Here is a 26,357-nt window from a genome sequence, read left to right as displayed (position 1 = left end):
TCAGTAATCTCACATATTACTAACAGTACTTTCTGAAAAATGTTTTTCTATTACATTATCCAACAAATCTAATGACAGCGGCTTATTTATAAAGTCGTCAACAGAATGATTTTTGATTGATTCGTTTACATCATCAGGGTTTGAAGATGTTGATAATAAAATTACTTTAATTCCTTCGGTAATACTCTTATTTAACTTAGCGAACTCTATCAAAAACTCCCATCCATTCATTGCAGGCATATTGATATCTAAAAAAATAAGATCTGGTTTTATTGTAACTTCTTTTTCCACTTTAGTTAGATAATCCAATGCAGCTTTTCCACTTTGCACCGTATTCACATTATCAAAACTATTATGTTTGGTTACTACGCGTTCATTAAAGAAATTTGTGGCCTTATCATCATCAATTAACAGCACACAGGGGATTGATTTCTCCATAAATTTTTTCCAATTACATTCAAAAAAACTAAACTTATTTGACATATACATCATAAAATCAGACTTTATGATACAGTTTTCGTTCAAAAACCTGATTTACACGATAAAACAACAATGAATGTTAAACCATATCGGTATTACGGTATTAAAGTTGCGTTAATTCCTGCAATTAAAATTGATAATCGTTTAACAGCCTGCTATTAAAAATAAATGTACATTTGAAAATGATCAGACAATAATTTGTCAATAACATTGGTAAGGGATTTATGCTTGACAAAATAAAAAACAGGTGCAAAGCCACCACATTACAATATTCATTTTATAAAAGTGCCGATGATGTTCCATCCGTAGATTGGGATTCAATAAATAAAGAACATAACCTGTTTCTAACATTAAATTATCTTTCTACATTAGAGCATACTCTATCTGAAACTATTGGATTTAGATATATTATATTTTACGATAAAGATACACCAGTTGGTATTGCGGTCGCCCAACTCATTAAATTCAATACAGAAGATATCCAATTTCAGGAATTTCCTTGTAGCATAAGTGATACCATCAAAAATACTTTTATAAAGAATATGGAAGTAAAAGTATTGGTTTGTGGTAATTTGTTCTCTTGTGGAGAACACGGTTTTTTATATTCGGAAGATATTAATGCCAAAGAAGCTTTCGAAAATTTATCCGATGCCTTACGAGAAATCAGAAAAAGTGAAAGATCAGACAAGCCTTCTTTTATTTTATTAAAAGAATTCTGGCCAACATCATTTAATCAAAGTGATCACATTAAAAATCAAAAATTTAGAGAGTTTAAAATTGATGTAAACATGGTATTACATCTTCAAAATGATTGGAATAGTTTTGAGGATTATCTAGGAAGTATGAAAACAAAATTTAGAACCAGGGCTAAAAAAGTTTTCAAAAAGTCTTCTGAGATTCAGGTCAAAAATTTTACTCCAGAAGATATAGAGTTTTATAAAAAAGAAGTTGATACTTTGTATCTATCTGTTCTTGATAAGGCAGATTTCAAAATTGGTAAACTGAACGCATCTACTTTTAGAAATTTAAAAAAAAGACTTAACAATTTGTTTATTTTTAAAGGATATTTTCTAGAAGAAAAATTAGTAGGTTTCACTACTGCTTTTATACTAAATAATGCAGTAGAAGCTAATCATATCGGTATTGATTATGCGTACAATAAGACACATGATATATATCAAAAAATGCTATATGATTATGTAGATTTGGCAATTTCTAAAAAAGTTAAAGAATTAAGATTAGGAAGAACTGCAGAAATTATTAAAAGCTGTGTAGGAGCCAAACCTGTAGAAATGAAATTGTATGTAAGACACGGCAATTCTATATCTAACAAGCTTTTAAAACCATTAGTAGAGTTTATTTCTCCTAGTGAATATGAAGTTAGAAATCCTTTTAAACTTCAGTTTGATTAACTATGGATTCATTGACTCAAATTGTTTTAGGTGCCGCAGTTGGCGAAGCAGCTATTGGAAAAAAAGTTGGTAATAAAGCAATGTTATGGGGAGCAATTGCAGGAACTATTCCTGATCTAGATGTTTTATCTAAGCTATTTACCGACAATGTAACTGCAAATGAATTACATAGGGGTTTTTCTCATTCAATTTTATTTAGTGTAATTATGGCTCCCGTTCTTGGGTGGCTTATTGCTAAAATATATAAGAACAAAGAAGCTAATTGGAAAGATTGGACAAAATTAATGTTCTTGGGTCTTTTTACTCACCCTATTCTAGATGCATTTACTACTTGGGGAACACAATTATTCTGGCCTCTGAATTATAAAGTTTCTTTTAAAAACATTTTTGTTGTAGATCCTTTATACACCATCCCTTTTTTAGTACTGGTGATCATTACGATGTTTTATAAAAGAACCAATCCTAAAAGAAGGAAAATAAATAATTTAGGTATTATCATAAGTAGCATATATATGCTTATTACGTTAGGATTAAAATGGTATACCTATCATAAGTTTAAACTAAGTTTAGAAAGTCAGAATATTGTTTATAAAGAAATTCAGACAAAACCTACTCCACTTAATAGTCTGTTGTGGACAACTAATGTCGAAACCGAACATTCTTTTATGATTGGTTACTATTCTTTATTAGATGAAGATGATCATATCGATTTTTCAGAATTTCCTAAAAACCATCATTTATTAGGTGAGATGAAAAACGATCCATTGATCCCTAGATTAATAACATTATCCGAAGGTTGGTATACTATTGAAAAAGTACAAAATAAAACATATTTTAATGACCTTAGATTTGGTCAATTAGGAATGGGAGCTGATGCCAGTCGTTTTGTTTTTAGCTATGAATTGTATTATGATGCCAATGGAGAATTAAAAGCAAAGGAAAGAGAGCGTAAAATGGAGGAAGCTTCTCCAATGCTTAAAAAGCTTTTTGCTCGGGTACTTGGTAATAAATCATAAAAAAGGCTCTATATAAAAATAGAACCTTTTTAAATATTGTTTTATAAATATTATGCAAATTGACAAATCACACCACCCATCAAGGCTAAACATACTGTCCAATATCCTACATTAACCGCAATATATTTAAACCCTTTTCTTTCGAACATAGCATTCGTACCTAATACAGGAAGTACTACCATTAATCCAGCCATCGCACCGTGTAACGCTCCATGCTTAAAGGTTCTAAAATTACTACCATACTTAGCCATAAAATCCTGGGCATATTTATGTAATTCTGTTCCTTCTACCAACAAATCAGGATCACTATATAGCGTTGAGAAAAACCCGAATTGATGAATCACATAAGTATTTAGAATAAAAGCTAAGAAAAAACTTAAAACATAGCTAAGAATAAAAATAACAGCCATATTTCCTCCTTTTAAATCTTCTGCTGTAAATCCACAAGCGTTCATCCACGCAGTTCCAAAAACTTTTGGGTTATACCAAATAAATCCAAGCACTAAAGGGATTAGTGCAACTAAAGCAGTAATTAATAAGTTAAATTCCATATTAGTTAGTATTTAATGTTGTTTCTCAAATATAATGAAAATCAATATTATATAATCCTACCACACTAAATAAGCTAAGCGAAATGAGAATATCAACAAAACAACTCCAGTAATTCTAAAGAATACCTTTAATCGATGTTCTGAGATAAATTTCTTTACTTTTTCGGAAAGGAAAACCTTTAATAAATCAGTCGTTAAAATACCAGTTAATGCAGCTAATAAAAATAATAAAACAGAAGTCGGATCACTATATTTTTGTTGTCCATATTGATATACGCCAATCCATACAACAAAAACAAAAGGGTTGAAAAAATTTACGCTAAACCCTTTTAGAAAAAAAGCGCTCCATTTTCTGGAAGTCACCGATAATTCTTTTGTAATTTTAACTTTCTTGAACAAATAATTAATCCCTAATCCAAATAATATTAAACTTCCTAAAAGACCTATCCAAAACTGATTTTGCGGCGCAGTCATAAATGATGAAAGTCCGTAATAACATAAAATTACACAAATAACATCGCTTACGATAATACCCATTGCTACAGATATGCCCGCTTTAGCGCCATATTGAAGGCTGCTATTTAATAATAAAAAGAATACAGGGCCTACAAAAATGATCATCCCCAATCCAATAGCAAAACCTTCTATAAATGACATATAATATAAATAACAATTACTCGTAAATATAGATATAATCGCTCTTGTTTTACAGCATCTCATTAAGAATACAAAAACCGCCCAATTTCTTGAACGGTTTAGTAAGTTGAAAACGAACTTTTTTACAGCCCCTTACCTCTGTAACAAGCATTTACAACCTGTTTAATATTATTTTACTTTCTTAATCCTAATTATTGGGTAACTGTTCGGAAATAGTAAATCCATACAACCTAAACAGATTAGATGGATGGTTTAGGATATTATTATTTATAAGGTTAGCATCATTATTATTTCCAATGATTTGAGTGCTTCCATTTAGATTCATATCCACAGCAGTATAGCCGTTAATATTAAATCCATAAAGACCAAAAATATTTAAAGGATCATTTAATACTTCATCTCTAATTGCACTACTATCATTAGGGCTACCGATCAGGTTGATTTTACCATCACTATTGACATCACCAGCCCACATAGCTTGTACTCCTGGTGGCATTCCTATGGTTGTTTGAGAATTTGTTCCCTGCAGAAAATAAGAACCTGGTGGATTTTTAAAATTTAGTTCTATCGATAAGGGAGCAGACCCAGCCATAGATACGGTTAAATGATTACGATGACGAATCGCTACCCTTGCATATAGGCTAAAGTCACTCTGATTAATGACAATTCTAGAGACGCCATCTCTAGGAGAAACAATATCTCCATCTCTTTGTACTAATCCAGACAATACTAAATCAGGTTCTGCCATGATGCCATTAATTCCAATACTTAATGAATCTGTTATTGCTACTTGGATCCAATCTACAATTGCATCATTCCCTGTGGTGTTAAATACTGATGCATCTATAGTCACACCATCTCCGTAGGGTGATGTAGTAGGAAGCAATCCTGCCTCACGAAGATCATCGCGCATTAGATTTTCTGCTCCTACATTAGGATTCAAGGCAGCTCCTTGCAAAAATGCTTTGATATTGAGTGTATAACTATCACAATTTTGTACATCCGAAAGGATGAAGTTACTTCCAGTAAGATCTAATTTGGTAGCTCCATCTCCCAGTGAAACATAATTAAACAAACCGCAATGGTCGGTTACTCCTGTTTCTGCGATGTTCAACTGATTAGCCACTGCTCGTAGGTTTTTAAGATTTACCGTGGTCAGTGCATTGCCAGAAACAGTAGATTGTAGAAACTCTCCCATATCAGTTTCTGTAGTTTCTGTAATATTTTCTAATCCATCAACATTTGTAAGCACTGTATTATCTTTTATTCGGAAATATTCGGTAGAGGTTACTGATTGCAAAGCATCTATATTTGTAAGCATCGCATTTCTTTCGATCACTAAAAGACCTGTCGTCCCGGATATAAAATCAAGTCCATTTAAGCTAACTAAAGAAGCATTATCATTTACATTCAGGAGCACATCAGTCGTAGTGGTAACGTTATTAAGTGCTGCCAAACTTGTTAAATTAGCATTGTTTGTAATTAAAATACTTGTTCCTATAGAAGTTACTGTACTAAAAGGTGATAAATCAGAAAGCTGTGTATTACTTATGGTAAAACTTCCTAGGCTTTGTACCATGCTAAAATCAAAGGTAGTAGCATTTATACCTCCTAAATTAAAACTTCTTCCAGTACTAACTAAAGCTGGAAAAGATACGGTACTTGCATCTACATTTCTTAGGTTAAAAAAGTTTTCGACCATTGTAAGATTGGCCACACTAACAGAAGAAGTCACCACATTTGAAAAAATGAGAGATCCAGAACCATTAAAGTCATTAGTTCCTGTAAGCGTGGTCACATTAGGAAATACCAATGCGTGTGATAATGTCTGTCTATCTACACGTAACGACTCGGTTACTGTTAAATCAAGTACTGAAGAAATATCCGTCAGCAACTGGTTATCTGAAATAGAGAAATCTGTTATTGGGTCTGCAATTCCAGAAAGGGCTGTAATATCAGTGAGTACATCATTTTGGAAGATGGTGAAACCATCTGTTACAGTTTTTAGGTTTTGAAAACCATGTAAGTTAGGTAATAAATCATTCACACTTATAGTCAGTTTACCATTGATTATTTCAATGCCTGATAATCCTGAAAGGTCTGTTACGTCATTTGCTCTGCGAAACGTTAGATTTCCATTAATCGTATTACAGCTACCTAATTGCACTAAAAAATCATCCAAATCTGTTTGTGATTCAATTCGTATGTCACCATCTATCACGCAGGTTGTACAAACCTCCTCATAGGAGGCGGTGGCATCTTTTAACCAACTCCCATAATTACCCGTTCCGGTATTGGCAGCCGTATCATCATCAACTTCGATACAACTTAGATTAGGATTATTGAGTACCGTTACATCAGAAAATGTACTGAGGTTATTCCCATTCCTAAGATTTAAGGAGGTTAATTGATTATTATCGACTATTAACTCTTCCATCAAAGGCTTGGAACTCAAATCTAAATTGGTTAGCATATTGTCATTACCATACATATAAGTAAGATTGGTGTTCGTACTTAGATCAATACTAGAGAGTTGATTAAACTCAAACCCTAATTCTTCCAAAAGTACGTTTGCACTTACATCTAAGCTAGTTAACTGGTTATTATTACTATACAATCTTTCTAAAAGTATGTTGGCGCTTACATCCAGATTTGTTAATCCGTTATTGTTACATTCCAACCATGTTAGTGATGTATTAGCACTAAGATCAATGCTCGATAATGGAGTATCTGTGATGAATAATGTTTCTAATCCAATATTCCCACTAAGATCGATACCTGCCAATTGGCTATTCGCTATAGACAAACGTCTCAATACTGCATTTCCACTCAAATTGAAATTTAACAATTGAGTATTACCACTAACAGTTACATTAAGTAGTTTTGTGTTTGCACTAAGATCTAAATCTGTTAAATCTGTACCAACTAGTGTCATTACTTCCAGATTCGTATTTCCACTTAGATCTAGACTCGTTAACGGGTTTCCGTTACTCGATAGTTGTATTAGTGATACAAAATCCTCAATTCCCGTAAGATCTGTTATTCCCCTATTATACAACTGTCCTCCAGTACCCCCTGAAAAATTAGTTACACTAGCAATATTGGCTGTTAGTACTTTACTATCTAAGGGACCAGAATCATATCCCGCATCAATTAAGGCCTGCTCAAAGTTATTATCAGGTATATCGGTAAAGCACATAATCGGATCTGGAATCAACGTAAAAGTCATCTCGCAACTGGCAGTACCGCCAGCACCGTCATCTGCCGTAAAAGTAACGGTTGTGGTCAAATCTGTAATGATAGTTCCAGGAACCGGATCTTGGGTTACCGGAAAGAACGCTCCTGGCAACATAATATCTTCTGCTATTACCAAACCAGTATAATCAGGTAGTACGACCTCGCATGTAGGCCCTGAAGCCAGAGAATCATCAGGAGCACATTGTGTAATTTGAATTTGTGCTTGCACTATGGTAACACCAAAAAGTAAAAAGCAAAGGACAAGTATTGTTCTTTTCATAGTATAAGGGGTTTTATATATTTTTTGAAACGGTAGAAACAACGTGTAGTACATTTATTTTTCGCTAAGTAAGGCTTCTACCATCTTCTCTAATTTTTCAACTTTTTTCGTTAATTCCTCTATTTCCCTGGTTTTGTCTTCCAAACTGTTTTTGGTAGAAGTAGCTCCAGCACCCGACAAAGCATCTGCAGTTTTGGCATGCAGGGCATACGGTACACTAACCAATTGAGACGAACCAATCACTTGATAAGCAGTTCCTCCAGTTATATCCGCTTCCACTTGTAAATAGTAGCTATCGCTTGCCCAATCGATTATTGCAAAATCACCACTAACTAAAGTTCCACTTCCTATTCTAAAATTACTTACTCCATTTGCATTGGTAGTACTATTATGTGTTTCGGTGTATACAGAAGCTCCTGAAGGATCTGTTTGTAAAACACTAATTCTAAAGGACATATTCGTATTAACTAAAATATTACCATTACTATCTCTAACGACAGATTGATAATTAAATAGTTGAGGAGTTTTATCATTTCCAGTTCCCTGAGAGGTTGTTTCCAAAGCAGTAATTCTATCCTCTAATGAAGTAAGAAGAGTTGTATCTATGGTAGAAGTCGTCCAGGAACTTCCATCCCAAACAAACAAGGTGTTCAAATCTGTATCATATACGATCATACCAGCTTCTGCTGCTCCAATGGGATTGCCACTTGCTGCTTCGGTTTCCATGGCGATTCGTTGCGCAGTTGTTAATCGATTAACAAGAAAACCTTTATCTGTATCTGCCAACTCTAAAGAAGCGTTTTGATTAGCAGCTACTGTACCAATCCCAACACTCATTCGATTTGTGGTTTGGTCACCTCCTAATGCCATGGTATTGGCATTGGCTACATCTACATCATATCCTATCGCCGCTGCATATGAGCTTGCTGTGCTACTTTGTGCACCTATGGTAATGGATCTTTGATTACCAGTAGAACGAGCTCCATGGCCTATAATCACCTGATCATTTCCAAAGACCGACACAGCATTTCCAATAAAAATGTTTCTCTGGTTTTTATTATCTGAAGGTCCAAATACTCCATTGCCACTGAAATCCGCTTTCCATCCCATCCCTATATTATCCGAACCTTCTCTATTGGTTCCACCAGTCATTACCCCGATGTAAGTGTTTCTGTTAGCATCATTACGGTTGTTGGTACGATTATTATCCCAACCTGCGGCATAGCCAATAAATGTATTTCCATCAGCATGCTGGGTATTGGCACCTGCAGCGTACCCAACAAACGTATTCACAAAACCATCAACATTATCCATACCAGCTCCAGAACCTACAAAGGTGTTTGCCACACCGTTTCTGTTTCGTTGTCCTACTCCATCAGAATTAAGTACGAAATCATAATCAAATCCATTACCAATAGTTCCTGGTAATGAACTATCCCCTTCTCCTCCTACAAAAGTATTACCACTTGCAGTTCTATTCTCATATCCAGCTCTACTCCCTACAAAACAATTATCTCTACCTGTAGTTAACTCATACCCTGCATCTTCACCTATTACTACATTATCTCGCCCTTCGGTTAACCTATACCCTGCTTGTTCGCCAATTACTACGTTGTCAAGCCCAGTTGTTAAATCCTGTCCTGCCAGATGACCAATAATGACATTATCATTTCCAGTAGCATTTCTGGCTACATAATTACCTATGAATACATTATCCGAAGCGCTCTGCGTAAGATCCGCAGCAAACATTCCGATCACCACATTATCTTCGGCATCCACACCAGAAGTACTTTCATTTAATAGTGCTCCTGCCAAGCCTCCTATTAAAATATTACGATAAGAAATTCCTAACGAAGCTCCTGCTCCAGGTCCGATAGAAAGGTTCCAGTCTCCAGTGGTCAAAGATGATCCTGGAGTGAATGTTGTGGATCCATTATATGGAAATGGTGTATTACTTGTAGTTGATTGATTGGGTGTTATAGCCGATCCTGTAGATTGGTTTCCTGTCTGAGCTTTTACTGAAGTTATTATTGCTGAAATAAAAAGTATAACAAAAAGTAGTCTTTTATTCATATAAGGGGCATTTTAATTTTTCAACAAATATAACTTGCAATACCCTTTTAATAGTACTATTAAGCGGTGTCAAAAGGTGTCATTTTTATTAAAAATGAGGAGTAAGAACTAATTGTGGTTACTAATTTTTGGATTCTAGCTTGTCTGTTGTTATAATTCTAGCATGTAATATTGAGCCTGTCGAAATGTTGGTGGGAATTCATAATTACATTGGTAATCTTTATTATTACATACTGTTTCTAAGTGAGGAAGGCATTAAGCTAATTCCTGAATAAACTGTTCCAACTCTTTCCCTTCTGGGACATTCATTTTTTTACGGATACGACGACGCATAGATTTTACGGAATCTACCGATACATTACGGATGGTCATAATTTCCTTGATAGATAAATTTAATCGCAATAAGGCACATAGCTCTCTTTCACCTTTTGTTAATTCTGGGTAACTTTTTTGTAATTTCTGATCAAAATCTTTATTAGCTTGATCAATCTTTTCTTGTAGTCCTGATAACTTACGCTCTGTAGTAATTTGTCTTTTTAATTGTGCAGTTAGAGACTGTACAGCCTTCGAGATTTCTCCTGGTTCTGTGTCTACTACTTCCTTCTTTATTTTATCTAATAATTCTTCTTTAAAAGTTAAACGCATCGTATTGTCGGCAATCAACTTTTTAATATCTTCTTCCTTCGTTTCAATTTTCTTTTCTAAAGATTTTTTTTCATTTTCATGCTTCATTTGAGCCATCTTTGTTCGTTGCTGATGATTTCGTCTTAATAACCATCCAACAGTTCCTGCTCCTAATAAACTTATAAGTAATAAGATCAGATATAATTTTTTCTGAGAATTTTCAGCTTCAGCTTTTAACTCGACTTCTCGTTTTTGCCGTGCAAATTGTAAGCTATCTGCTTGTTTTTCTTTTTGAAATTTATAATTCAACTCTAATGCCTGGATCTTTTTGGCATTCTCTAGATTAAAAATTTCATCTGAAGCCCTATTAAACTTACGATAGTTTTGATAAGCATCTTCAAAATCACCCATCTTCGAATTCACAAAACTCTTTCTTCGATACGCTACAGATATTCGTTCTTCAAAACCTTCTTCGAGTGCTACTTGTAATGAAGAATCTGCATATTTCAATGAATTTTCCCAATCTTTCATTCCTTTATAATCGTCAGAAAGATTGTAATACTCCACACAAATAGAAAGTCGTTTCCCTATTTTTTTATAATATTTTAGATTTGTTTTTTTTAACGGAATGGATTGATCATATCTCTTCTGCACACCATATAGTACAGCAAGATTACCATATACACCATGTAGATCTTCTTTACTATCAATCATAGTAAAAAATCCCTCAGCTTTTTGATAGCAAATCAATGCAGAATCCAATTGCTTATTTTGTCTGTAAGACACTCCTAGCATATTATATGCAGCTCCTAAACCGTGTGTATCTTTTACTTTTTGTTTTAAAAAAATTGCTTTTTTGTAATTATTAATGGCTTTAAGATGTTGCTTTTGGTAGCGATATACCAGTGCCATATTGTGATATACATCAGCTATTTTAGAGTCGTTATGTTCTTGTTCATAAAACTGTAATGCCTTTACATAATATCTTATGGCTTCTGGATAATTGGCTTTTCTACGGTTCACTACTCCTAATTGTACATAGAGTGTAGCTCGAAAACTTTCGTAGTATGTTTCAGAATTTTCTTTAATAAGATGTAAAGCTTCTATAAAATATCCTTCTGCTTTATCAAAATCTCGTTTTAATTGATATTCCCCAAGTTTTAACATTGCTTTTACTCTTGTGGTATCAACCAAAGCTTTGTCAACTTCTTTTTGTAAGCGCACTAAGGTAGTATCCTGTTCTTGAGAAAAGATTATAAATGAAAGTAACAATAAGAATGGGGTTATATTTTTTTTCATCTATTACAAACTTACTAAAAGTTCTACTGAAAAATACTGGTCTATTCTTTTGATTATTTCATTTAAAAAAACCATCCGTATAAGACGGATGGTTTTTACAGTTGTAAATTTTAATCCTTTTCACAGCCCCTTATCTCTGTAATTTGGACTTACAACTTTAGGAAGATTATTGTATTAATATTTCTCTACTGATATACCTTACAGCTGTAAAGAATAAATCCTAATCGATATATTTATAGCAAGAACATTATCTAATTATTGTTTTATGAATTTCAATGTCTTTACAATATTCTTAGATGTAAGTTGTATAAAATATATTCCATTAGATAGGTCTTTTATAGGTATGAATTCACTAATAATATCTGTATCAATTTCTTTCACAAATCCTCCATTTATATCATAGATACTTACTCCATCTATATCTTTTATATTTCCTTGAATTTTAAAACTTGTTACTGCTGGATTCGGAAAAACTATAGTCTCTGTAAGTGATTCTGTAACCTCATCTACATTTAATAACGGGTCCATCAGATTGTAACTATTAGCTGCGGGGTTTGTACCTGCATAGATATCTGCTTCTCCTGCTCCGCCTATATCTACACCACCGATATTATTAACATTACTACCAAAACCTAACAAACCAACACTGATTGGATCATTGTTCTCTAAAATAGCAATCGTACCAGCAGTAGGGTTATTGGCGACTTCAAAAGATAAAATTGGAATCGCAACGCCAGCAGTATGAGCAGCGGTAACCAAAGAACTTGGAGGAGTCATTGTAAAAACCCATAGATCTAAAGTACCATCTCCTAAGAAAAAAGGACTCTCTGCCAATAAAGTTCCTGTAACATTTATATTAGGAGGATTAAATTCATTGGTTAGAATATTTGTATAATTCGTAAGTGTATTTCCTGTACTGATAGCAACCGTAAATTGTATTCCTGTAAATGAGGGTGTAGCATCTGTGAAATCAGGAGTAATTACAAAAGTATATTCATGAGGATTACCCATATTATTAAAATCCCTGATCAATCCAAAGGTATAACTCTGGGCAGAAACTGGGATCGTCGTTAGGAGTACCGTCATTATGCTTAATATTTGCTTTTTCATTTCCTTAAATTAAAGATGTTGGGGGTTTATTTATTATTCTTTGGTTAAGCTCTTAGCTTTTGCTAACAAAGCCTCATCTCTAGTCATCTGTTTTGTATTAATCTGTTCTGGTAACTGCTCTGTAATGATAAACCCGTATAGATTGAATATATTAGAAGGATTGTTTAGAATATTATTATTGATCAAACTGGCATCATTATTAGACCCTATGATCTGAGCATCACCACTTAAGTTTAAATCTACATTTGTATAACCCGAAACACTAAAGCCATAAAGACCGAAAATATTTAACGGATCATTCAATATTGCATCTCTGATGGTATTACTATCATTAGGGCTACCAATCAGATTAATTTTGCTATTGTCATTAGCATCTCCTGCCCACATAGCCGACACACCTGCTGGCATGCCAAATGTTGTTTGGGCATTCGTACCATAGGTAGCGGCACTCCCATCTGTAAAATCAACAGTAGTTGCTGTTTGTGATAATGCTACTGTATTCGCAGTCATAATCCCTAAGTGATTGCGGTGCTTAATAACTACGTAATAATCATCTGCTGAAACTGAGAAATATATAGGTGAAACTCCATCTGTATGTATCACATCTCCATCTCGTTGCAACAATGCTGATCGAGATGTAATCACTGAAGTATTATCTGTAGATGAACGTACTTCTAACCAAACCCAATCCACGATCGCATTATCGCCAGTGATATTAAACACCGCCGAATTGCAGGTTAGGCCATCTGTATATGGACTAGTCGTTGGAATATACCCTGCTACACGTAGATCGTCTCTCATTAGGGTTTCTTCTCCAGTATTAGGATTTAAGGCTGCACCTTGTAAGAAAACCTTAAGATCAATACTTGCATCACAATTATTCAATATATCCTGAACACTGTCCCAATCGGTTGCATTAGCACCTACAAAGGATAAGGTGGTGGCACCATCTCCGATGGTAACGTAATCATACAAACCACATAGATTGGTAATACCTAGCTCTTGATTCTGAATAATCAAATTAGAATTTACATTTCTAAGCGCATACATATTGATACTTTGTAAACTATTATTATTCCTAATGGTTGAGTCACTTCCTCCTGTGAGAGAAACCACATTTTGTAAGGCATCAATTTCCACCAGATTTCCATTAAAACTAATTCCCAAAGTAACAATAGAAGTTAATGATTCTAAGAAAGAATTATCGAATGTTGTGATCAATTCATTTTCAGCAATGTTTAATGAATTTATAGAAGTAATTGTTAATTTAGGGAAGCCCTCAAGATTAGTTATTAAATCACAATCATTTAGACTGAAACTTCCTAAAGTTGTTAATTCATCAAGTCCTTGAAGATTACTCAAATTAATCATATCTCGTATTAAAAGTCCATCACTAATACTTGTTACATTTTGGAGGAAATTTAAACTACTTATTGCCAAATCATCTATATTAAAATTACCACTAACCGTTGATAAGGACGTTGTAGTTATTGTAGTAAGTTGTGTACAATTATCAATGGAAGCATTACTATCTATACTTGTCAGTTTTGGGAAGGTAAGCGTAGTTAAGCCAGCACAACTACCCACATTAAAGCTACCTGCAACCGTTAGTAATTCTGGAGCATTTATAGATTGTAGACCATTCATATCATTAATTCTGAAATTCCCTGTATTCTCCAGAAGGGATAAAGTAAGACTAGTCATTGCAGCACTATTATTATTCATTCTAAATTCACTACTTACTTGGGTTAATTTTGGAACAGAAATAGCGCTTAGCGATCCATTAAATGTTATGGTGAAACTTGAGTTCATAGTTTGCAATTCATCAAAAGTAATCGTTGATAACATTGCATTATCAGTAATCGTTATACTTGAAATATCAGCTATTTGATTCAGAATTGATATGTCAGTTAATTGATCTAGATTATTAACTTCAAAACTTCCACCTAGACTTGTAATATTAGAAAAAGCTGTTACAGAAGTCGTATTGGTCATATCTTTTAAAGTGAAATTTCCTCCAATGGTGGTTAGCGAATTAAATCCCGAAAGATCATCTACAATATTCCCTTCCAGATACAAGTTTCCTGAAATAATCTGCACATTAGAAAAGCCTGATACATCTGTAATAGTTCCGTTAATTGTTACATCTCCTTCGATAATTCCACAAGATCCAAGAGTCGTTGTTACAAAATTGTCTACTTCGGCTTGTGTAGTCAAGGTAACGCCACCTGTAACAACACAATCACAACTCCCAGAAACATTGTTTGCAGAAGCATCAATCCAGTTACTGGTAGCTCCTGTTAAGGCAAAATTAGTTAGTGTTCCGTTGTAGTTATTTCCAGAACCATCTGCCAATGTTGTTAGCCCGCTATTATCAGCAGCAGCAACACCTTCGTTAAAATTATAACTAGCCACTAAACTGGTTTGTGACATATCTGTTGTACATCCATTTAATTGACCAACTTCGAATTCACTTAACGTTTTTGTCCAGATACGTAGCTCGTCTAACTGACCATCAAAATATCCTCCTGTATCGCCACTAGGAGCATCGGCTGCGGCATATCCTAGTTGTATATCTGCTGTTGTCGTGGTAGCTGTTGCAGTTCCATTCCATCCAGTTGATCTGGCCAAAGTGCCATCGATATAACATCTGGCGTTTCCAGAATTGAGAGTAACCGCTACGTGATGCCAATCACCGTCATTTACCGAAGTTGCAGGGCTCAATAACCTTGTAACATAATTTGAAGCACTGGCATAGTAATAAAATTCTATTCTTCCACCATCCAAATTAATACGCCACCCACTATTTCCATCTGGAGTAAACTTATTGATGACTCCTCCGAGTCCATCGGTAGTTTTGATCCAGAAATCAACCGAGAAATTCAAATTATTTTGCCCATTGTCATGTGAAATTGTTACTAAATCATTAGCCCCGTCAAAATCTAAACCAGTTCCAGCAGGAATCCCTGTTCCTTGTATGGTAAAAGTATATTCTGGTTCATCACAATCATCACTACTAATAATTACAGTAGCCGTTTTTGTCCCGCCAGATGTTGGTGTAAAATTGATCTTTAATGAAGCAGATTCAGTTGCTGGTATTGCGTTATTACTAGGATTTTGCGTAATGGTAAAATCCCCAGTATCACCCGTAAGTATCACCCCATCTATATGTAAAGCACCAGAACCATCTGTGTTACGAACAAAAAAGTTCATCTCTGCAGAATTACCAACCAAAACGCTTCCTGCATCGGTATTATCACTAGAATCAGGAGTCGTGTCACCATTAGGGATATCGTTACCATCTCCTTGTACATTAATTTCAGGAATAGCGACTGAGCAATTTCCAGAAATGCCATTCGCAGTAGTATCTGTCCAGTTAGAAGTACTTCCTGTTAACGCAAAATTTATCAAGGTACCATCTAAACTATTTGAAGTAGCATCATCGATAGTTGTTTCACTAGTATTGTCTGCAGTAACATTTCCTTGATTTAAGTTATAATACGCAACCAAATCAGATTCATTCCCTGCTAATTCACAGCTTTGTTGTGCTATAATCTCATCTGAACATAGTGTTCTAGACCAATAACGTACTTCGTCTATATCTCCATTAAAATAAACGTTATTAAACGCAGAATAACCTATGTAAAGTAATTCTGTATTTGTTGGGGTATCTGGAATATTATTAAAAGTAATTTCATTGTCTAGTACACCATCTATATAATATATGGCCTTTCCATCTCCAAATGCTAAAGCAATATGGTGCCAGTTCCCATCATTTAATCCAGAAGCATTAGATGCACTTGTTGATTCAAGGTTTGGTACTGCGTACTCAAATAGTATCCCTCCAGAACTGTTTAAGAACAAAGAGAACCCATTAATTCCTGTAGTATCGTACTTACTTATAATGGCTTGTCCTCCTGCAGTAGATGTTGTTTTAAAGTACGCTTCTATTGTAAATGTACTTGTATTGAATGCGCTATTATGATTAATACCGATATGATCATCTGTTCCGTCTAAACTGATTCCTGTGGCAGGTATAAAACCAGTTCCCTCTATGGCAAACTCAAAAGTTGCATCATCACAGTCATCATTTAGAATACGAACTGTAGCATTTTTGATTCCAATAGAAGAAGGTGTAAAAAGGATACGTAAATTTTCAGATGCACCTGCAGCAACTGTGTTTGGTGATTCTATAATGGTAAAATCAGATGCTCCGTCAATGATAATATTAGAAATATTTAGTGTAGTGCTACCTGTATTACTAATCGTATAATCTGCAGGTTCTGCCTGACCAAATTCTACATTTCCAAAAGAGGTGTTATTACTTGAACTTACTGTAGTGTCCCCATTATTGATAGCGTTACTATTTGAAGCAATCCCAATTATAGACTCTATATAAGTGCTACAACTTCCTGAAATACCATTAGCAGTAGTGTCTATCCAGTTAGAAGTAGTACCTGTTAACCCAAAATTGTTTAAAGTTCCTTGTGGAGGAATACCAGAGGTAATTGTATGATTAGGATCTAGTATACTAAACATTGGAAAGTTATTTCCGTTTACTTCTCCGCTATTAAAATTGTAGTAAGCTAACAGATCACTTTCACTTCCTGTTAATTGACAGCTGGATTGATCTGAAATTCTACAACTAGACAATGCTACATCCCACACTCGTAATTCGTCTATAGCACCTGCATAATGTTCTCCTCCACCAAAAGCACTTCCTATAGTTAGATTATTACTACTATCCACAATAGCTTCAGAAAGAGCCAATGAATTATCAAGCACACCATCTATAAAAATTATATAACGAGAGCCATTATAAACAATGGAGACATGTTGCCATTGATCGTTTATGATAGTTGACGTGCTTAAATTTTTAACTCCGCTAGCAGTAAAAAAAGTAAAATTTAATTGCTGCGTTATATCGATACGTAAACTATATCCTGCACTACCACTTGCATTATCCAGTATAAAATGTTCATCCGTACCTGAAATATCAGGTTTCATCCAAAACTCGATCGTAAAATCGTCATTCAAGCTATAATTACCATTATTAAAGGTGATGTTATCATTCACACCATCAAAATGAAGTCCTGTAGCACCTTCAAAAGCGGTTCCTTGTATAGCAAATGTGTAGGTTCCATTAGTAGGATCATCACTGGTAATGGTTACTATTGCGTTTTTTACTCCTGCAGATTGTGGAGCAAAACTTATTTCTAAAGATTCTGTTGTTCCGCTTAACACTGTGACTGGCCACATGTCATTGAGTACAAAATCTGAAGCATTGTTTCCTGTAATTGTAATATTCGAAATATTTAAATCACTGGCACCATTGTTTTGAATGTTAAAAGGTGTCATTAGAGAGTTACCTGTCCCTAATTCAAAATACAATGTCCCATCTAGCATGTCAGGAGTCGTATCACCATTGGCAATCACTGTCATCATATCAGGACCCGTAATGCTAATCTGTGGTGTAAATAATGCTGAAGAGGATTTAAGAGGTGTTTTGGCAGATGCTTCATAAGAAGTGAATCCTATCACATAAAACACCACGAAACATAAGAGTAGTGGTTTTTTCATAAGGGGGATTTTTATTGGTTAAAAAATTATTTGTAATTCTGAGAGCAATGGTACAAATCTCTTCTTGAATTTGTATGTTTTTAGTGGTTACAAAAAGTTTCAATCCTTTATTCATAGGGTTTTTCAAAGAATTTAGATTTACATACAAGACTCCTTTTTTGATCAATATTGTTATATTTGTAGTACACCTGTAAATCCCCTAATTTATCATGAGAACCTTTTTAATAGCCTTTTTTTTACTCTTTTCATATATCATACTAGCTCAGCAGCAACAGGATAGTCTAGAAGTTGAATTGAGACAAAAGGTTGATGATGCAGTTAATGATTCTCTAAAAGTGCATTACCTTTTCGAACTTACTAAGGTGGTAGAGCAATACAGCATAAATCAAGGAAGGGATTTGATGAACCAAACCCTGCAGTTTATTGATAGTATTCCTTCTCCTTCTGATCACTTTTTAAAACAAAAAGCACGTATTTTGGATGTATTGGGAAAATATGAATCTAAGCAAACCAATTATAAAAACTCTCTAGGCCTTAGGTTAAAGGCTCTAAAAATCAGGGAAAAATTGCAGGATTCTTTTGAAATTGCCAAGAGTTATCATAGCATCGCTATGATCTTTAGATATCAAAAAGAATATGATAAGTCAAAAGCTTATTTTTTAAAATCTATAGCTATACAGGAACGACATGTAGATAGTTCTCAATTAGCCCGTACCTATAATATGCTGGGAGTCATATATTATTATACCAAGGAGAATGATTCTGCTATGCATTACTATCAATTATCTAAAAATTATTCGCCAACACTTAAAGATAAAGCAAAATCCAATGATAATATAGCAACTATCTATTATACTACTGGCAAGTATGAAAAAGCTATTGCTTTATATGAAGAAACTATTGATATTTTTAAATCAACAAAAGATTATAACTTCCTTTCTAATACATTAATGCACCTTGCCAAAATCCATTCGGATTTAGGGAAATATCAGGAAGCCCTATCCTATATGGATGAAGCTCTTGATTATGCTAAAAAACAAGGTAATACCTCTAAACTTCCTATTATTTATCAATTAAGAAGCTATATTTATGAGCAGATGGGTAATTATAAAAATGCACTTGGCTATTATAAAACCCACAAATATTACTACGATTCGATTTTTAATGTTAAGAATGCTAAAAAGATCACTACACTAGAATTGAATTATCAATTTCAGAAGGAAAAACTAGCAGATAGCCTTCAATTTGTCAATGAAAAACGTGAAATTCAATTAAAAAACGAAGCACAGCAGGCTACGAGTCGACTTTATATTACTTTACTACTTTTAGCCTCAGCAGGAATTGTAACATTATTGCTCGTTGTAAACAATCGAAGAAAACTGAATAAAGAACGTTTCAAAAAAGAACAGCTTGAGAAAGAGTTATTGGATGAGAAATTAAAACACACTACGTATCAGGCTAAGCAGTTGGTAGCGGATAATAAAATGCGGCTGCAGTTTAAGCAAGAATTCCTTTCTAAGCTTAAAAAGGTAAAACAACATGCAGATGCTGTAGATGTTTCGGATTTTCAGTCTTTAATTAGTGACCTTAATGCACAGATCGGTACAGAAAGTAAATTTGATTCTATCGGAGATAATATTGAACAGCTTGATGAAGCATTTAACCAAAAACTCAGAGACTTATATCCTGAACTCACTAAATCTGAAAGAGAAATATGTGCCTTGATGCGCATGAATCTAAGTCTTAAAGAAATTATGGTGATTCGTAATGTAACCATGGGATCTATTAAAGCCTCCAGACACCGTATCAGAAAGAAAATGGGATTAAGTAGAGAGCAAGAGTTGGAGCAAGCTATAATGGAATTGGTATAAAAATCATTCTATTGTTTGATTGGTTTAGAATGTTGTACATCTAAAAGCTCAATTACCCCATTTCTCCTTCACTGTGTATTATCAAGTATAGTCATCTTTTTTAACAAAAAAACCTACAGAAATGTTTCCCGTAACCTATTGTCTATAAACTGATGCTATTTAATCTTAAAGTAAGAAGAGTTTTTCTTTAAATACAATTATTACCTCTTTAGTCTCTTCATTTCTAAGGCAGTTCACTGTGAACGGGGAAAAAATCACTAAATACCAACATCCCTCAAAACTAAAATATTACGGCTTAACCTCAATTATACAATAGATAAACTTCACCACAAAACACTCAAAAACAGGTATTTATACGGGTATTCCCACATTAGATTTCTCTATATATTTAACATAATCAAAAGTATTAAAACAACGTACAGGCTATTGAATATGTAGATTTTGACAATAAAATGTGAGTAGTACGACATCAATCAGAGTAGGATCAAATTATAAAATAACCATTACAAAAGTTTCTTAATAAACTACTGTAATGATGATATAACTAATTAAACACACAAATCAAAAGTTATGGTAGTTTCTATTCGCAAGCCCTCCTATTTTGTAAAGATTTTTATAGTTATGCTTTTAACAAGTGTAACAAACTTCTCAACTGCACAAGTAAAAGACACTGTTTATGTAGAAATGGCAGCAATCAATCAGCCATTTATGTACAACAGATTGGGCGCAGCTCAACCTACAGGAATGATTTTTGCTTTGATAAGTGATCTAGATACAAATATTACTTATCCAGTTCCTGACAACATTCTTGGTAAAGTATGTCTCAAATCTGATAAACGTCCCCGTCCAATTGTATTAAGGGCAAATAAGGGAAATATCCTAAAGATAAAATTCACTAATCTATTAGCTCCATATAAAGATACGGATATAGTCGATGCATATGGAACCACACAACCAGGTACGGTAGATCAAAGTCAAGCAGCTGGAATTTATCCCATGACCAGAGCTGCAGGAGTTCATATTCTTGGAACAGAAATGGCTAAAAACATCAGCTCTGATGGTAGTTGGTCTGGAGCAAATCCATCGAGTTTAGCGAATCCAGGTGAAACAAAAGAATATGTATTAAGAGTACCTGAAGAAGGTACATTTATGTTATACAGTACTGGAGCTACTGTTGCTCCTGGTGGGCAAGCAGGAGGACAATTAACTAATGGTCTATTCGGAACCTTAAATGTTCAACCTAAAGGAGCCGAATGGTATAGAAGTCAGGTTACTGAAGCCGATTTAGACAAAACTATAACTCATTATGAACAACTTTCAGAGTATGCTAATGCAGCTAATATCCGTGTAGAAAAAAGTGATGTATCTAATATTTATGATATGGAAAGAACATTTCCAATTATAGATTATAATAAGAAGGACTCCGATGGTAAACCTATCTTAAAAATGTATACAGAAAAAAAGCATACTAACGGAAGTGTAACTAGGACTTTGGTACATACAGATTTAACTGCTATAATTACAGGTCCTAATGCTGGAAATTTCACAGGAGAAAGTCCTTCTTTTTTTAAAGTTCCTGCTTCTCCCGATAGAAGAAGACCATATCGCGAATTTGGAATTCATTATCACGAATCACCGTGGACAGTACAGGCATTTCCTATATTTTATCAAGATAATAATGTTCCCAACAAGTTTGGAGGAGATAGTCTTGCACTTAAGAACACCTTGGCAACTGGAAAGGATAATTTCTCAATTAATTATGGATCTGGAGGTATTGGAGCAGAAATATACGCTAATAGAATTGGTGTAGGTCCTATGGCAGATTGTGATGATTGTGCATACGAAGAATTCTTTTTAAGTTCTTGGTCTGTAGGAGATCCTTCTACTATTGTTGACATTCCTGCTAATTCTGCCTCTGTAACTGCACAAAATATTACTCAACAGAATCAGTTTCTAATGAATTCTAATCCCGCCGATTCTATTCAGTTAGAAGCTCTTAAAATTCCTAAAGCGAAAAAAGTACTATATCCAGATGATCCTTCGAATGTGTATCACAGTTATATGAATGATCACGTAAAATTTAGAGTTACCCATGCGGGAGCAGGTCTTACCCATGTTCATCATCAACATGCACATCAGTGGTTACATTCTCCAAATAGTGATGAAGGGCATTATCTAGATAGTCAAACCATTAATCCAGGATCATCATATACTTTAGAAATGGTATATGACGGAAGTGGTAATTTAAATAAGACGGTTGGAGATCAAATTTTTCATTGCCACTTTTATCCACATTTTGCACAAGGAATGTGGGCTATGTGGAGAGTACATGATGTACTAGAATTAGGTACAAAACTAGATAGTAATGGAATCGCAGCAACAAATTCTAGAGCACTACCAGATGGTGAGATCAAAGCTGGAACTGCAATTCCAGGATTAGTTCCAATACCAAAAAGAGCTATGGCACCAGTACCTTCTAAAATTCATATTGAAAATGGAGAAATCGTGATAGACGATCTTACAAGGAATCCTGGTTTTCCATTTTTTATTCCAGGAGTTGCAGGAAGCAGGCCTCCACATCCTCCAATGGATTTTGCAAAAGGAGCAATTTATAATGCTGTAGGAGATTCTATTGCATACGGTCCTCTTAATGGTGGACTTCCTAGAAATGTAATTTATAAAGCTTCAGTACCTTTTGAAAATCACACTCCGTATGATTGGACTAAAATCATAGAAGATATTGAAGTGATTGAACTACCAGAAGATGGTACCGAAGTAGAGAAAGTTGCAATGGCTACTCACGCAAAACGTAAGCATGCAACTATGACTCCAGAAGGAACAAAAGGTAATTTTATATTAAATGGTTTGCCTCCAGTATCTGGAGCTCCATTCGCTGACCCTGCAGTAGATCTTAACGGTAATAAAGTAGGTACGAAAAGAACTTATAAAGCTGCTAACATCCAACTGGATGTGGTTTTAAATAAAAAAGGTTGGCATTATCCACAACAACGAATTATTTCGTTATGGGGAGATGTCTCTTCTAATATTCAGGGACAAAAACCACCAGAGCCATTCTACTTCAGAGCGAACTCTAGAGAATATATAGAATTCTGGCATACCAATTTAGTTCCAGAGTATTACGAGTTAGATGATTATCAGGTACGAACTCCTACAGATATTATAGGGCAACATATTCATTTAGTAAAGTTTGATGTAACCTCTTCTGATGGAGCTGCAAATGGGTGGAATTATGAAGATGGAACACTAGCTCCTGACATGGTTACACACCGTATTGATGCCATTAATAATGGCGGAAAGCGATATACCTATGCATATCAACCAGGGAAAGCTATTACAGATGTAGCTTCATACGCTGTGAACAAAAAGTTATTAGTTCCTCATGAGCCTAACCCTATTTGGGGTGACGCTCCAGAAGGACAAGATTGGCGTGGAGCTCAGACTACAATCCAACGATGGTATTCTGATCCATTATTAAATAACAGAGGCGAGGATCGAACCCTTAGAACCGTATTTACTCATGACCATTTTGGTCCTTCTACACATCAACAGATTGGTTTATATGCTGGTTTACTTATAGAACCTTATAAATCAAAATGGATAAATCCAATAACAGGAAAACCTTTAGGTATCGCAAATAATGGAGTAAAACGTCCAGTTACTGTAAATGGAATACAAAGAGAAGTGAGTGATGGAGGGCCTACGAGTTGGCAGGCAAATATTGTAACAGAAAACAAAGATGATAGTTATCGTGAGTTTATGTTAGAGTTTCAAGACACGCAACAAGCATATCTACCTGATAGCCGTACAACACCCGATATTTACCCAACTTTCCCTAAAGAATATTCAGGAGAAGCTAAACAACAATTTGATAATGCTATAACCGCGTATACTGGTTGGATGGATCCAGATAAAGTTATAAAAAATCAAGCATATCCAGAATTAGTTTCCTTTGGTTTTAGAGGAACATATTCTATGAACTATAGAAATGAACCATTACCATTACGAGCATCTTATCCTAATACGGATTCTACATATGTGCAGGCATCAGGTATTCCTGGTAATCTTGCATATGTATATAGTTCTTTGACAAATCGTGAAGATCCCGCTTTTAACACACAGCCTGTAGGAGGATCTTTCGTTCCTGGAAGTGATACGTTTAAATTTCCTGTAAATCCTATTGGTGCAGCAATGCAACCAGGTGATCCTTATACTCCACTGTTTAGAGCATATGAAAATGACAAAATACAAATCAGAACTTTGGTAGGAGCTCACGTAACTTCTCATTTCTTTAATATACATGGTGTTAACTGGCTTTTTGAACCATCCAATAAAAACTCAGGATTGAGATCTACTCAAAATATGGGATTATCTGAACATTTTGAAATGAACTTTCAACTTCCTGTAACAGATAAAACATCTAGTACTAATGAGTTTACGGATTATCTATATGAAGCTAGTGCCGATGCTTCTGGTAGAGAGGCAGGTCTTTGGGGTCTAATGCGTGCTTATGAGACTGTTCAGCAAGATATTGTTCCGCTACCAAATAATAATGTTAAAACAGATCCTATAAAATCATTACCTAAAAACTGTGGTTGTCCTAATGAAGCGGAGAAGAGAACTTATAACGTAACTGCTGTTTCTATAGATCAATTAGGAGGAAACCTAGTATATAATGAGCGTTTTGGTAATAAAGAAGATGATGCCATCGTGTTTGTAAAAAATGAAGAGTTAGCTTCAGGAACCTGGAAACAAGAACCTTTGGTACTTAGAGCTAATGCAGGAGAATGCGTAATTGTTAATCTTACCAATAAAATAACAAAAGGATTCAAAACCAATCCAGGTACTTACAGTTATCAAAGTAAAAGTGGAAAAGGTATTAGCACAAGCGTTGTCGCTTCTTCTGATGTTGGATTACACGCAGAACTATTATCCTATGACGTAGGAAAAAATGATGGTGCTAATATAGGACTTAACGCAACTCAAACTGTATCGATTGGAAATAGTAGAACCTATGAGTGGTATGCTGGAAAATGGCAAGGTAGCACACCAGTTCCTGTTGAGTTTGGATCTGTTGTACTTTCAGGTCCTGATCCTTTAGAACAATATGTAAAAGGTCTTTTTGGAGCGCTGATTATAGAACCTGCTGGTTCTACATGGGTAGAAGATGTTAATTCTTCACACTCAGCTAATATTTATGATAGCAATAAGAACTTACTATTTAGAGAATTTGTAATGCAATTTCAGGATAACATTAAAGTTAGTCCAGATTCTACTGGAACAGTCAAAGGTTATGCAACAGTTGGTTATGGTCTTAATTACAAATCAGAACCTATGGCAAGTAGATTACCCAATCCAAAAAGTAATAATTTAAATCAGAATGATTTAGCTGGTATCACCTCTAATGATGGTTCTGGAGAAGGTTATTATCCAGCAACTCCTAGATTTATAGCAAAGGCTGGAGTTCCATTAAGATTGCGTTTATTACATCCTGGAGGTAACGGAAAAACAGAAACCTTCAATTTACACGGTCACGTATGGCAAGAAGAACCTTATACTAATAATTCTACACAATTAGGAAACAATGATAAATCGCAATGGTTTGGTTTTAGAGATCAAGTAGGTCCATTAAATAGTTTTGATTTATTGATTAATAGTGCTGGAGGTGATAATAAAGTGCCTGGAGATTATTTATATAGTAGTATGCTTAATCAGAGTTTTAATAGTGGTATTTGGGGAATTATGACAGTTACAGATGGGGCATCAAATCTTTATATTGATGTTGCAGATTCTAAAAATAATAAAACTACGTTTCAAGGAATCACAACTGTGGATCCAGAAACTGGAAAACTGCCAGAACATGTTTCCTTAAAATTAGATGGAGTACAATTTTCCAAAGAAGCTGTTCAACCAGATGGTACGTGGAAGTTTACAGGTATTAGTAATAAAAAATTATCTAAAGGTTTTGAAGTGATCTCTTCTCAAGGAGCAATATTAAAAGGAAACAAAAGCTCATTAGAACGTATAGAAAAGTATAACAAACTAGTCACTAAGACTGTACAGAAAAAGATACACCCATTGCTTAAAGAAGCAGGTGTGAAACCAGATCGTACAGAAGGTAAAAAAGTGAAAATGAATTAATTGAAATA

The 26,357-nt window shown here is 34.5% G+C and carries 12 protein-coding genes; 4 read left to right on the top strand and 8 right to left on the bottom strand.

The genetic code is table 11. The annotated features are described in order from the left end of the window. Positions 1 to 9: 9 nt before the first annotated feature. Positions 10 to 438, bottom strand: a complete 429-nt coding sequence (locus QBK95_RS21045) for a response regulator (protein ID WP_280936536.1) — start codon at positions 436 to 438, stop codon at positions 10 to 12. 266 nt (positions 439 to 704) lie between these two features. On the opposite strand from QBK95_RS21045, the gene QBK95_RS21040 reads away from it, so the two are divergent. Then, complete coding sequence (locus tag QBK95_RS21040; protein WP_280936535.1) at positions 705 to 1,892, top strand: hypothetical protein; 1,188 nt, start codon at positions 705 to 707, stop codon at positions 1,890 to 1,892. A 2-nt stretch (positions 1,893 to 1,894) separates the two neighbouring features. Then, positions 1,895 to 2,908, top strand: coding sequence for a metal-dependent hydrolase (locus QBK95_RS21035; protein ID WP_280936534.1), 1,014 nt, complete (start codon positions 1,895 to 1,897; stop codon positions 2,906 to 2,908). A gap of 50 nt (positions 2,909 to 2,958) precedes the next feature. Here QBK95_RS21035 and QBK95_RS21030 read toward each other — a convergent pair whose 3' ends face one another. From QBK95_RS21030 to QBK95_RS21000, 7 genes are all read right to left on the bottom strand, one after another. Further along, positions 2,959 to 3,459, bottom strand: a complete 501-nt coding sequence (locus tag QBK95_RS21030) for a DUF1761 domain-containing protein (protein ID WP_280936533.1) — start codon at positions 3,457 to 3,459, stop codon at positions 2,959 to 2,961. 57 nt (positions 3,460 to 3,516) lie between these two features. Beyond that, the gene (locus QBK95_RS21025) at positions 3,517 to 4,116 is read right to left on the bottom strand and encodes a LysE family translocator (protein WP_280936532.1); all 600 of its coding nucleotides are present in this window, start codon (positions 4,114 to 4,116) and stop codon (positions 3,517 to 3,519) included. A 187-nt stretch (positions 4,117 to 4,303) separates the two neighbouring features. Beyond that, positions 4,304 to 7,633, bottom strand: coding sequence for a leucine-rich repeat domain-containing protein (locus QBK95_RS21020; protein ID WP_280936531.1), 3,330 nt, complete (start codon positions 7,631 to 7,633; stop codon positions 4,304 to 4,306). Between the two features lie 54 nt (positions 7,634 to 7,687). Next, positions 7,688 to 9,706: a phage tail-like protein gene (locus QBK95_RS21015; protein ID WP_280936530.1), complete on the bottom strand. Its 2,019-nt coding sequence runs from the start codon at positions 9,704 to 9,706 to the stop codon at positions 7,688 to 7,690. A 255-nt stretch (positions 9,707 to 9,961) separates the two neighbouring features. Next, entirely contained in the window at positions 9,962 to 11,629 is a 1,668-nt protein-coding gene (locus tag QBK95_RS21010) for a tetratricopeptide repeat protein (protein ID WP_280936529.1), read from the bottom strand. Positions 11,630 to 11,884: 255 nt separating this feature from the next. Next, the gene (locus QBK95_RS21005; protein WP_280936528.1) at positions 11,885 to 12,739 is read right to left on the bottom strand and encodes a T9SS type A sorting domain-containing protein; all 855 of its coding nucleotides are present in this window, start codon (positions 12,737 to 12,739) and stop codon (positions 11,885 to 11,887) included. A 33-nt stretch (positions 12,740 to 12,772) separates the two neighbouring features. Continuing rightward, positions 12,773 to 18,319, bottom strand: coding sequence for a LamG-like jellyroll fold domain-containing protein (locus tag QBK95_RS21000; protein WP_280936527.1), 5,547 nt, complete (start codon positions 18,317 to 18,319; stop codon positions 12,773 to 12,775). A 209-nt stretch (positions 18,320 to 18,528) separates the two neighbouring features. Between QBK95_RS21000 and QBK95_RS20995 the strand changes: the two genes are divergently transcribed. Both QBK95_RS20995 and QBK95_RS20990 read left to right on the top strand, forming a co-directional pair. Then, entirely contained in the window at positions 18,529 to 20,190 is a 1,662-nt protein-coding gene (locus QBK95_RS20995) for a tetratricopeptide repeat protein (protein ID WP_280936526.1), read from the top strand. Positions 20,191 to 20,811: 621 nt separating this feature from the next. After that, entirely contained in the window at positions 20,812 to 26,349 is a 5,538-nt protein-coding gene (locus tag QBK95_RS20990; RefSeq protein WP_280936525.1) for a cupredoxin domain-containing protein, read from the top strand. The last annotated feature ends 8 nt before the right edge of the window (positions 26,350 to 26,357 follow it).

The organism is Aquimarina mycalae, assembly GCF_029906345.1.
Taxonomy (GTDB): domain Bacteria; phylum Bacteroidota; class Bacteroidia; order Flavobacteriales; family Flavobacteriaceae; genus Aquimarina.
The sequence above is the reverse complement of the archived record's forward strand: the minus strand, read 5'-3'. Positions and strand labels throughout refer to the sequence as shown.

What these genes read in the sequence shown, in the direction of transcription:
- QBK95_RS21045 (WP_280936536.1), bottom strand. Translation starts at nt 438, where the DNA reads ATGGAGAAATCAATCCCCTGTGTGCTGTTAATTGATGATGATAAGGCC.
- QBK95_RS21040 (WP_280936535.1), top strand. Translation starts at nt 705, where the DNA reads ATGCTTGACAAAATAAAAAACAGGTGCAAAGCCACCACATTACAATAT.
- QBK95_RS21035 (WP_280936534.1), top strand. Translation starts at nt 1,895, where the DNA reads ATGGATTCATTGACTCAAATTGTTTTAGGTGCCGCAGTTGGCGAAGCA.
- QBK95_RS21030 (WP_280936533.1), bottom strand. Translation starts at nt 3,459, where the DNA reads ATGGAATTTAACTTATTAATTACTGCTTTAGTTGCACTAATCCCTTTA.
- QBK95_RS21025 (WP_280936532.1), bottom strand. Translation starts at nt 4,116, where the DNA reads ATGTCATTTATAGAAGGTTTTGCTATTGGATTGGGGATGATCATTTTT.
- QBK95_RS21020 (WP_280936531.1), bottom strand. Translation starts at nt 7,633, where the DNA reads ATGAAAAGAACAATACTTGTCCTTTGCTTTTTACTTTTTGGTGTTACC.
- QBK95_RS21015 (WP_280936530.1), bottom strand. Translation starts at nt 9,706, where the DNA reads ATGAATAAAAGACTACTTTTTGTTATACTTTTTATTTCAGCAATAATA.
- QBK95_RS21010 (WP_280936529.1), bottom strand. Translation starts at nt 11,629, where the DNA reads ATGAAAAAAAATATAACCCCATTCTTATTGTTACTTTCATTTATAATC.
- QBK95_RS21005 (WP_280936528.1), bottom strand. Translation starts at nt 12,739, where the DNA reads ATGAAAAAGCAAATATTAAGCATAATGACGGTACTCCTAACGACGATC.
- QBK95_RS21000 (WP_280936527.1), bottom strand. Translation starts at nt 18,319, where the DNA reads ATGAAAAAACCACTACTCTTATGTTTCGTGGTGTTTTATGTGATAGGA.
- QBK95_RS20995 (WP_280936526.1), top strand. Translation starts at nt 18,529, where the DNA reads ATGAGAACCTTTTTAATAGCCTTTTTTTTACTCTTTTCATATATCATA.
- QBK95_RS20990 (WP_280936525.1), top strand. Translation starts at nt 20,812, where the DNA reads ATGCTTTTAACAAGTGTAACAAACTTCTCAACTGCACAAGTAAAAGAC.